7 protein-coding genes are annotated in these 10,303 nt (G+C 72.2%); 6 read left to right on the plus strand and 1 reads right to left on the minus strand.

Annotated elements, in window-relative coordinates; genetic code table 11:
- Positions 1–174: 174 nt before the first annotated feature.
- Complete coding sequence (locus tag ACPYN7_RS17735) at positions 175–1,848, minus strand: catalase (protein WP_058873540.1); 1,674 nt, start codon at positions 1,846–1,848, stop codon at positions 175–177.
- A gap of 273 nt (positions 1,849–2,121) precedes the next feature.
- Between ACPYN7_RS17735 and ACPYN7_RS17740 the strand changes: the two genes are divergently transcribed.
- From ACPYN7_RS17740 to tyrS, 6 genes are all read left to right on the plus strand, one after another.
- Positions 2,122–3,333 (plus strand): argininosuccinate synthase, encoded by a 1,212-nt coding sequence (locus ACPYN7_RS17740; RefSeq protein ID WP_058873541.1) that lies wholly within the window; start codon positions 2,122–2,124, stop codon positions 3,331–3,333.
- A 157-nt stretch (positions 3,334–3,490) separates the two neighbouring features.
- Complete coding sequence (gene argH / locus ACPYN7_RS17745; protein WP_058873542.1) at positions 3,491–4,939, plus strand: argininosuccinate lyase; 1,449 nt, start codon at positions 3,491–3,493, stop codon at positions 4,937–4,939.
- Entirely contained in the window at positions 4,936–5,625 is a 690-nt protein-coding gene (locus ACPYN7_RS17750) for a DNA-3-methyladenine glycosylase (RefSeq protein WP_157571314.1), read from the plus strand. The genes argH and ACPYN7_RS17750 overlap by 4 nt, the downstream gene beginning before the upstream one ends.
- A gap of 26 nt (positions 5,626–5,651) precedes the next feature.
- Positions 5,652–6,188: an adenine phosphoribosyltransferase gene (locus ACPYN7_RS17755; RefSeq protein ID WP_231738302.1), complete on the plus strand. Its 537-nt coding sequence runs from the start codon at positions 5,652–5,654 to the stop codon at positions 6,186–6,188.
- 118 nt (positions 6,189–6,306) lie between these two features.
- Positions 6,307–8,565, plus strand: a complete 2,259-nt coding sequence (locus ACPYN7_RS17760; protein WP_424348519.1) for a HelD family protein — start codon at positions 6,307–6,309, stop codon at positions 8,563–8,565.
- A gap of 67 nt (positions 8,566–8,632) precedes the next feature.
- On the plus strand, positions 8,633–9,943 hold the full coding sequence (tyrS, locus tag ACPYN7_RS17765) for a tyrosine--tRNA ligase (protein ID WP_424348520.1): 1,311 nt from the start codon (positions 8,633–8,635) through the stop codon (positions 9,941–9,943).
- The last annotated feature ends 360 nt before the right edge of the window (positions 9,944–10,303 follow it).

Here is a 10,303-nt window from a genome sequence, read left to right on the forward strand (position 1 = left end):
CGGCGCCCCCCCCCCCGGCCCCCGCCCGGGGGGGGGGCGGGGGGGGGGGGGGGGGGGCGGCCCCCCCCCCGCCCGGGGGGGGCGGCGCCGCCCCCCCCCGCCCCCCCCCCTCCCGGGCGCGGGTCCACCGGGACCCCGGGGAGGCGCCCCGCGCGGGGCGCCTCCGGCACGGGATCAGCTGGACATCATCGCGGGGCTCCGCTGGGGCTCCCGCTCCACGACGACGCGCTCGTTGGGCACGCAGTGGGTCATGGTGAGACCCTCCACGCTGCGCGGACCGTTGTTGCCCAGGTTGGCCACGCGCTGCAGCTCCTCCTCGGTCAGGCGCTGGGTCGGCAGCGGGCCCAGGTCCTTGACGTCCTCGAGGGAGACGCCGATGCCGTCGCCCACGCGGCGGCCCATCTCGTCCTCGATCATGTAGAAGTGCCAGACCATGCGCTCCTGGATCGGGCGGTCGCACTGGGACAGGGCGCCGACCAGGTTGTCGATGAGCTCCTCCTTCTCCCAGTCCTCCTGGAGCTGGAAGCGCTCGCCGGCCTGCTTGTAGTCGTTGGTCCGCTCGATCTGGGCGCGGGTGAGGCGCGCGTCGATCCGCGGGCCGACCTCGGGCTGGTAGCCCTCGGGCTTCGGGGTCTCCTGCACGCCACCGGTGATGGACGGCTCGTAGTTCACGTGCGGGTTCTGACCGGGGGCCACGTCCACACCGTAGGCCATCTGGCCGTCGCGCTGGTTGGTGGCCACCGGGGCCTTCGGCGCGTTGACCGGCAGCTGCAGGTAGTTCGGGCCCACCCGGTAGCGCTGGGTGTCCGAGTAGGAGAAGGTGCGGCCCACGAGCATCTTGTCGTCGGAGAAGTCCAGGCCGTCCACCAGCACGCCGGTGCCGAAGGCGATCTGCTCGTTCTCCGCGAAGAAGTTCTGCGGGTTGCGGTCGAGGACCATGCGCCCGACCGGCTTCGGCGGGAAGAGCTCCTCCGGCCAGACCTTCGTGTCGTCCAGCGGGTCGAAGTCCAGCTCCGGGTGGTCGTGGTCCTCCATGATCTGCACCTGCAGCTCCCACTCGGGGTAGTCGCCGGCCTCGATCGCGTCGTAGAGGTCCTTGGTGTGCGAGCCGAGCGTCTCGGCCTGGATGTTCGCCGCGTCCTCGGAGGTCAGGGACTTCACGCCCTGCTTCGGGATCCAGTGGTACTTCACCAGCACGGACTCGCCGGCGGCGTTGACCCACTTGTAGGTGTTCACGCCGAAGCCCTGCTGGTGGCGGTAGTCCGCCGGGATCCCGCGCGGGGAGAAGACGATCGTGACCATGTGCATGGCCTCGGGCGACTGGCTCCAGAAGTCGAACGCGCGGTTGGCGACACCGGCCTCGAAGTTCACGGGGTCCGGCTTCTGGGAGTGGATGAAGTCCGGGAACTTGATGGCGTCACGGATGAAGAAGACGCCGAGGTTGTTGCCGACGAGGTCCCAGTTGCCGTCCTCGGTGTAGAACTTCACGGCGAAGCCGCGGGGGTCGCGGGCGACCTCGGAGGAGTCCCGGCCGCCGGCCACGGTGGAGAAGCGCACGGCGGTCTCGGTGCGCTTGCCGGCCTCCTGGAAGAGCTTCGCGCGGGTGTACTTGGCGATGGGCTCGTCGCCGAGCTTGCCGTAGGCCTCGAAGTAGCCGAAGGCCGTGGTGCCACGGGCGTGGACCACGCGCTCGGGGATGCGCTCGCGGTCGAAGTGGCTCATCTTCTCGAGGAACGCGTAGTTCTCGAGGGTCGCGGGCCCGCGCGAGCCGACGGTGCGGGTGTTCTGGTTGTCGTGGACCGGGTGGCCCTGGCGCGTGGTCAGGGTCTGGTCGGGAACGTTCGTCATGGGGTTCCTCTCGGGGTAGGGACCGGATGTTCGGCCGGGCCGGCGCACGAGTGCTCCGGCCCGCCCGGGTGTGCTCATCGGTGAGGACGACACCTGCCGACCAGTATGTCGGAAGCGCCGGGCTATTGCTAGCGATTCATAATTGCGGAGTGGCGCGCCGGTGCGGGCGGGAGCGGCCCGCGCGGTATGCATAAATACAAGCTGACGTGTATAGTCATGCACAGAAGGCGGGGCCACGTCGTGGCGCCCGGACCACCGACGAAGGAGAACACCGTGACCGAGCGCGTTGTGCTGGCCTACTCCGGAGGTCTCGACACCTCCGTGGCCATCGGCTGGATCGGCGAGGCGACAGGGGCCGAGGTCATCGCCGTGGCCGTCGACGTCGGGCAGGGCGGGGAGGACCTCGAGACCATCCGCCGGCGGGCGCTGGACTGCGGCGCCGTCGAGGCCTACGTGGCCGACGCCCGCGACGAGTTCGCCGCGGAGTACTGCATGCCGGCGCTGCAGGCGAACGCCCTGTACATGGACGCCTACCCCGTGGTCTCCGCGCTGTCCCGCCCGGTGATCGTCAAGCACCTCGTGGCCGCCGCCAAGCGCTTCGGCGCCTCCACCGTGGCCCACGGCTGCACGGGCAAGGGCAACGACCAGGTCCGCTTCGAGGTGGGCATCCAGACGCTGGGCCCGGAGCTCAAGTGCATCGCCCCGGTCCGCGACCTGGCCCTGACCCGCGACAAGGCGATCAACTACGCCGAGAAGCACCACCTGCCCATCGCCACGACCAAGAAGAACCCCTTCTCGATCGACCAGAACGTGTGGGGCCGCGCGGTGGAGACCGGGTTCCTCGAGGACATCTGGAACGCCCCCACCAAGGACGTCTACGACTACACGGACGACCCCACGTTCCCGCCGCCGGCCGACGAGGTCGTGATCAGCTTCCGGGGCGGCATCCCGGTGGCGCTCGACGGCCAGCCCGTCACGCCGCTCGAGGCGATCCAGGAGATGAACCGGCGCGCCGGGGCCCAGGGCGTGGGCCGGATCGACATCGTGGAGGACCGGCTCGTGGGCATCAAGTCCCGTGAGGTCTACGAGGCCCCCGGCGCCATGGCCCTCATCGCCGCGCACCGGGAGCTGGAGAACGTGACGGTCGAGCGCGAGCAGGCCCGCTTCAAGCGGATCGCCACCCAGCGCTGGACCGAGCTCGTCTACGACGGCCAGTGGTTCTCCCCGCTCAAGCAGTCCCTCGACGCGTTCATCCAGGACACCCAGAAGTACGTGGACGGCGACATCCGGATGACCCTGCACGCCGGCCAGGCCACGGTCACCGGCCGCCGCTCGAACACCTCGCTGTACGACTTCAACCTCGCCACCTACGACGAGGGCGACGCCTTCGACCAGTCCCAGGCCCGCGGGTTCATCGAGCTGTTCGGCATGTCCTCGAAGGTCGCGGCCTCCCGCGAGCAGCGCCTCGCGGCCGAGGGCAAGTAGGCCAGGAGCACGTAGGCTCGTGCCGAGCAGGAACGGGCACGACGACGGAGGGCCCCATCCCGGCGGTGGGGCCCTCCGCGCACGCCGGAGCACCCGGTCCGGCCCGGACGGCCGGGCACGGCCGGGACCGACCGGCCAGGACGCAACGAGGAGAGACATGGCGCAGCAGGACAAGCACGGGACCAACGAGGGCGCGCTCTGGGGCGGGCGCTTCGCCGGGGGGCCGGCCGACGCCCTCGCGGCGCTCAGCAAGTCGACGGACTTCGACTGGCGGCTGGCCCCCTACGACATCGCGGGCTCCCGCGCCCACGCCCGGGTCCTGCGCACGGCGGGCCTGCTCAGCGGCGAGGAGCTCGAGGGCATGCTCGCCGCCCTGGACCGGCTCGAGGCCGACGTCCGCTCCGGGGTCTACACCCCCGCCCCCTCGGACGAGGACGTGCACGGCTCCCTCGAGAAGGGCCTGATCGAGCGGGCCGGCCCCGAGCTCGGCGGCAAGCTGCGCGCCGGGCGCTCCCGCAACGACCAGATCGCCACGCTCGGGCGGATGTACCTGCGCGACCACGCCGCGATCATCGCCCGCAACGTCCTCGACGTGGTGCAGGCCCTGCTGGACCAGGCCAAGGCCCACCCGGAGGCCCCGATGCCCGGGCGCACCCACCTCCAGCACGCCCAACCCGTGCTGCTGTCCCACCACCTGCTCGCCCACGCCTGGGCGATGCTCCGCGACGTCCAGCGCCTGATCGACTGGGACGCCCGCGCCGCGGTCTCCCCGTACGGCTCCGGGGCGCTCGCCGGGTCCTCGCTCGGGCTGGACCCGGGCGCCGTCGCCGCCGAGCTGGGCTTCGACTCCGCCGTGCACAACTCCATCGACGGCACCGCGGCCCGGGACGTCTACGCCGAGTTCTCGTGGGTCACCGCGATGATCGCCGTGGACATGTCCCGGATCTCCGAGGAGATCACCACGTGGGCCACCAAGGAGTTCTCCTTCGTCACCCTGGACGACGCCTTCTCGACCGGGTCCTCGATCATGCCGCAGAAGAAGAACCCGGACATCGCCGAGCTCGCCCGCGGCAAGGCCGGCCGGCTGATCGGGGACCTCACCGGCCTGCTGGCCACGCTCAAGGGCCTGCCCCTGGCCTACAACCGGGACCTGCAGGAGGACAAGGAGCCCGTCTTCGACGCGATCGACCAGCTCGAGGTCCTGCTGCCCGCCGTGGCCGGGATGATCGGGACGCTGGCGTTCAACACCGGGCGCATGGCCGAGCTCGCCCCGCAGGGCTTCGCCCTCGCCACGGACGTCGCCGAGTGGCTCGTGCGCCAGGGAGTGCCCTTCCGGGACGCCCACGAGATCGCCGGGGACGCGGTGCGGGTGTGCGAGCAGCGCGGCATCGAGCTGTGGGACCTCTCCGACGAGGACTTCGCCGCCATCTCCGCCCGGCTCACCCCGGGAGTGCGCGAGGTGCTCACCGTCGAGGGCTCGCTGGCCTCGCGCAGCGCGCAGGGCGGGACGGCGCCCTCGGCCGTGGCCGCCCAGATCGGCGAGCTCGAGCGCCAGGTGGCCGAGGCGGCGGCCTTCTCGCGGCGGGCCCCGATCGTCGCCGGATGAACCGGCCCGGTGCCGGGCCGGGCGCGGAGCCGGAGCTGCTCGAGCTGCTGTCCCGGCCGGCTCCCGAGGTCGCCCCGCGGCTGCTCGGCGGACTGTTCGGCCACCGGACCGGCGAGGGCGCCGTGGTCCTGCGGATCACGGAGGTCGAGGCCTACGGCGGTCCGGACGGCTCCGACCTGCCGGATCCCGGGGCGCACACGTGGCGCGGGCGGACCGCGCGCAACGCCACGATGTTCGGTGCCCCCGGGCACGTCTACGTCTACTTCACGTACGGGATGCACCACGCGGTGAACCTGGTCTGCCGCCCCGAGGGCACCGCCGGAGGGTGCCTGATCCGGGCCGGCGAGGTGGTGGCGGGCGCGGACCTGGCCCGCGCCCGCCGCGCGGTGGGCCGGTCCGGCCCCGTGCCCGACGCCGCACTGGCCCGGGGGCCGGGCAATCTCGCCAAGGCCCTGGGCATCGACCTGAGCCACGACGGAGCCCCGCTGACCGCGGGCGAGGACGCCGCGGCACCGGGCTTCTTCCTGCGCCTGCCCCGCCCAGGGACCGGCGCCTCCGCCGGGCACGGCCCGCGCACCGGGGTCTCCGGCCCCGGCGGGACCGCGGAGTTCCCCTGGCGGTGGTGGCTCCCCGGCGAGCCCTCCGTCTCCCCGTACCGCCGCGCGGTCCCGCGCCGACGCCGCTGACCGGGCCCGGTGCCCGGACGGATAGCATGAGCGGCGTGACTGAATCCGTTGAGCAGATGATCGAGCGCCTGTGCGTGAAGATCCCCGACTACCCGGAACCGGGGGTCCTCTTCCGCGACCTGACGCCCCTGTTCGCGGACGGCGCCGGCTTCCGGCGGACCGTCGACGCCCTGGCCGACGCCTTCCGCGGCCAGTTCGACTACGTGGCCGGCATCGAGGCCCGCGGCTTCCTCATGGCCGGGGCCGTGGCCTACGCGACGGGTGTGGGCCTCATCCCCGTGCGCAAGGCCGGGAAGCTGCCGCGGGAGACGTTCCGGGAGGAGTACGTCCTGGAGTACGGGTCGGCCGTGCTGGAGATCCACACCGACGACGTCCCCCGCGGCGCCCGCGTGCTCGTGCTCGACGACATCCTCGCGACCGGCGGCACCCTCGGGGCCACGGCGCAGCTGCTGCACCGGGCGGGGCTGCACGTCGCCGGCTTCGGGCTGATCATGGAGCTCACCGACCTCCGGGGACGCAGCCAGCTCGGCGGGCACCGCGTCCGGGCCCTGTACCGGGTCTGACCAGGGACGTCACCACGCGGCGAAGCCCTGTTACGCGCCGGGCGGCGCCGTCGCCGTGCGAACGCCCGCGGACCGCTAGACTCGATGGTCTGTTCGATCCGGAACGAGGTGTCCCCCCATGGCAGAGACCGTCGCCACGATGGCGGCCGAGCAACTTGCTGTCGAGCGCGCGTACGTCGCGATGCTCTACGACCGGCTCGACGAGCTGCGGGCCGAGAAGACCGCGGAGCTCGCGGCCGTGCGCCGCAGCGAGTCCTCCGGCAACCACCAGAACCGCGCGGAACGGGACGCGTTCGCGTCCCACTACGAGGACCGTCTCGCGCAGCTCGAGGCCGTGGACCACCGGCTGGTCTTCGGCCGCCTGGACGGCCAGGACGGCGAGCGCCGGTACGTCGGGCGGATCGGCCTGGCCACCGCGGACCACCAGCGGCTCATGGTGGACTGGCGCGCCCGGGAGGCGGCCGCCTTCTACCAGGCCACCGCGCAGAGCCCCATGGGCGTCCGGCGGCGCCGCCACCTGATCCTCGAGGGCCGCGACGTCGCCGCCCTCGAGGACGACGTCCTCGACCCGGACATGCTCGAGGACGAGGGCGTGCTCCACGGGGAGGGCGCCCTGCTCGCGGCGCTGAACCAGAAGCGCACCGGGCGGATGTCGGACATCGTCGCGACGATCCAGGCGGAGCAGGACAGGATCATCCGCGCCCCGCTGCCCGGCGTCCGCGTGGTGCAGGGCGGGCCCGGCACCGGCAAGACCGCCGTGGCGCTGCACCGGGCGGCGTACCTGCTCTACGAGCACCGAGAGCGGCTGCGCAAGGCGGGGGTGCTGATCGTCGGTCCGTCGTCGTCGTTCATGTGGTACATCGAGCGGGTGCTGCCGGCGCTCGGGGAGACCGGCGTCGTGATGTCCTCCCTGTCCGAGCTGTTCCCCGGCGTGGCCGCCGTCCCCGAGCGGGACCCCCTCGCCGCCCGGCTCAAGGCGGGCCTCGACATGGCCGACGTCGTGGCGCGCGCCGTGCGGGACCGGCAGAAGGTCCCCGCCCAGGACCAGGTCCTGCGCGTCGACACGCACCGCGTGACGCTCACCCCCCGCATGGTCAAGCGCGCCCGGGACAAGGCGCGCGCCACCGGGAAGCCGCACAACGAGGCGCGCAACACCTTCGTGAAGATCGCGCTGCGGGAGCTCACCGAGCAGCTCGGCGAGCACCTCAACAGCACCAGCGGCAACGTCATGGACCGCTCCTACCTCGCGGAGGACATCCGGCAGTCCCGGGACGTGCGGATCGCGCTCAACCTCGCGTGGATGCCGATGTCGCCCCAGACCCTCGTCGGCCAGCTCTTCAGCAAGCGGCACTATCTCGAGTCCGCCGCCCCGCACCTGGACGCCGCGCAGATCGAGGCGCTGCTGCGCCCGGCCGGCGCCCCCTTCACCGTGGCGGACGTGCCGCTGCTGGACGAGGCCGCCGAGCTGCTCGGCGACCTCGACGAGGCCGGGGTGCGCCGGCGGGCCGAGGCGGACCGGGAGCACCGCAAGGCCACGGACAACGCCGAGCACGCGCTGCAGAACATGCACCAGAGCCTCGAGGACGTCGGCGCGGACGGCATCGTGACCGCGGCCCAGCTCACCGACTTCAACGCGGTGAGCCAGCACCGGATGACCGCCGCGGAGGCCGCGACCGCGGACCGCACGTGGGCCTACGGGCACGTCGTCGTCGACGAGGCGCAGGAGCTCACGCCCATGCAGTGGCGCGTGCTCATGCGCCGGTGCCCCATGAAGTCCTTCACCGTGGTCGGCGACATCGCCCAGGCTGGCTCGGCCACCGCCGCCCGCAGCTGGCGGGACGCCCTCGAGCCCTTCGTGGGGGAGCGGTTCGTCCTCGACGAGCTCACGGTCAACTACCGCACGCCCGCCGCCATCGCGGAGGCCGCGGTCGACGTCGCCCGGGCCGCCGGCCTGGACATCTCGGCCCCACGGGCCGTCCGCGAGGGCGCGGCGCCGATCGTGCAGCGCGTCGGCGCCGCGGACGTGGTCGAGGGCGTGCTCGAGCAGGTGCGCACCGAGCTCGAGCTCGTCAACGGTGGGCTCGTGGCCGTGATCGTGCCCGAGGACCGGGTGCAGGAGGTCGGCACCGCGCTCGCCGGGGCCCTGCCCGGGCTCGTGGGCGCCGGGGTCCGCCGGCTGGACCGGCAGGTGGTGGTCCTCTCCGCGTGGGACGCCAAGGGGCTCGAGTTCGACTCCGTGGTGGTCGTCGAGCCGCAGGCCCTCGTCGAGGAGGTCGGCGGCGGCGTGGGCAACCTCTACGTGGCGATGACCCGGCCCACCCAGCGGCTGCGCGTCGTCGCGGCCCGCCCGCTCCCGGCCGGCCTCGACCGGTTCTGAGCCCGGAGGGCCGGAGCCACCAGGACGCGGAGGGGTTCCCCCTCCGCGTCCTGGTACCTTGGAAGCCGTGTCGAACGCAATAGACCTGGACCTCCAGCACAACGATCCGTCCTTCGCCAACGTCTGGCAGGAGCTGCAGTGGCGCGGGCTCGTGCACGTGTCGACCGACGAGGCGGCCCTCGAGCGGGCGCTGTCGGAGGAGACGGTCACCTATTACTGCGGGTTCGACCCCACCGCGGCCTCCCTGCACCTCGGGCACCTGGTGCAGCTGCTGCTCATGCGCCGGCTCCAGCTCGCCGGGCACCACCCCATCGGCCTGGTCGGCGGCTCGACCGGTCTGATCGGCGATCCCCGGCAGAGCTCCGAGCGCATCCTGAACTCCAAGGAGACCGTGGCGCAGTGGGTCGACCTGCTGCGCGCCCAGGTCGAGCGGTTCCTCTCCTTCGAGGGCGAGAACCGGGCGGTGATGGTCAACAACCTGGACTGGACCTCCCAGCTCTCCGCGATCGACTTCCTGAGGGACATCGGCAAGCACTTCCGGGTCGGCACGATGATCAAGAAGGACATCGTGGCCAAGCGCCTGCACTCGGACGAGGGCATCTCCTACACCGAGTTCAGCTACCAGATCCTGCAGGGCCTGGACTACCTCAACCTCTACCGCGAGCACGGGTGCACCCTGCAGACCGGGGGCTCCGACCAGTGGGGGAACCTGACCTCCGGCACCGAGCTGATCCGCAAGGTCGAGGGCACCTCCGTGCACGCGGTGGGCACCCCGCTGATCACCAACTCCGACGGCACGAAGTTCGGCAAGTCCGAGGGCAACGCCGTGTGGCTGGACCCGGAGCTGACCTCGCCGTACGCCTTCTACCAGTTCTGGCTCAACACCGCCGACGCGGACGTGGTGGACCGGCTCAAGGTCTTCACCTTCCTCACCCGCGAGCAGATCGAGGAGCTCGCCCGGGCGGTGGCGGAGGAGCCCTACAAGCGGGCGGCCCAGAAGACCCTCGCCTGGGAGGTCAACTCGCTGGTGCACGGGGTGGAGGCCACCGAGAAGGCGATCGCGGCCTCGGCCGCCGTCTTCGGCCGCGGCGAGCTCGCGGAGCTCGACGCCGAGACGCTGGGCTCGGTGACCCGTGAGCTCCCCGGGGCCAGTGTGGAACCGGGCCGGCTCCAGGTCGCCGACCTGCTGGTGGCGACCGGGCTGTCGGAGTCCAAGTCCGCCGCCCGCCGGACCCTCAAGGAGGGCGGGGCCTACGTCAACAACGAGAAGGTCGTCGGCGAGGACGCCGAGCTCGGCCCCGACCAGCTCCTGCACGGCCGGTGGGCACTGCTGCGCCGCGGCAAGAAGCACCTCGCGGCCGTCACCGTGGAGGCCTGAGCCGCGGGTCGACGCACCCCTCACCCCCGTCCCGGAGCCCGGCTTGCAGGCCCCTGGGCGGGGGTGTAGTGTTCATCGAGTCGTCAGGCAGGGCCGAGAGGCCGGCGGACGGCAGAACCGCAAAGAGCAGCAGGACCCACGGGTGCTGCCTAGTTCATGCGGGAGCGACCGTTCAGGTCGGTCCGAACCCGGGGCAACGCAAGTTGACACGCCGAGAACGGACTGCGTAGGATGGTCGAGCTGCCTGAGGCGGGGAACAGACGTTCCGACGCGGAGGGCACCGAGAATTCCAACACGGTTTCCGGGTGTGGTGCCTGGTTGCTGGTCTGTTGTTTGAGAACTCAATAGTGTGCCATGTTT

This window comes from Kocuria sp. CH-021 (assembly GCF_049716185.1).
GTDB classification, from domain to species: domain Bacteria; phylum Actinomycetota; class Actinomycetes; order Actinomycetales; family Micrococcaceae; genus Kocuria; species Kocuria cellulosilytica.

Bases quoted from the DNA above. Each gene is read 5' to 3' on its own strand.
- ACPYN7_RS17750 (WP_157571314.1), top strand. From the start codon at position 4,936: ATGAACCGGCCCGGTGCCGGGCCGGGCGCGGAGCCGGAGCTGCTCGAG.
- argH (WP_058873542.1), top strand. From the start codon at position 3,491: ATGGCGCAGCAGGACAAGCACGGGACCAACGAGGGCGCGCTCTGGGGC.
- ACPYN7_RS17735 (WP_058873540.1), bottom strand. From the start codon at position 1,848: ATGACGAACGTTCCCGACCAGACCCTGACCACGCGCCAGGGCCACCCG.
- ACPYN7_RS17760 (WP_424348519.1), top strand. From the start codon at position 6,307: ATGGCAGAGACCGTCGCCACGATGGCGGCCGAGCAACTTGCTGTCGAG.
- ACPYN7_RS17755 (WP_231738302.1), top strand. From the start codon at position 5,652: ATGAGCGGCGTGACTGAATCCGTTGAGCAGATGATCGAGCGCCTGTGC.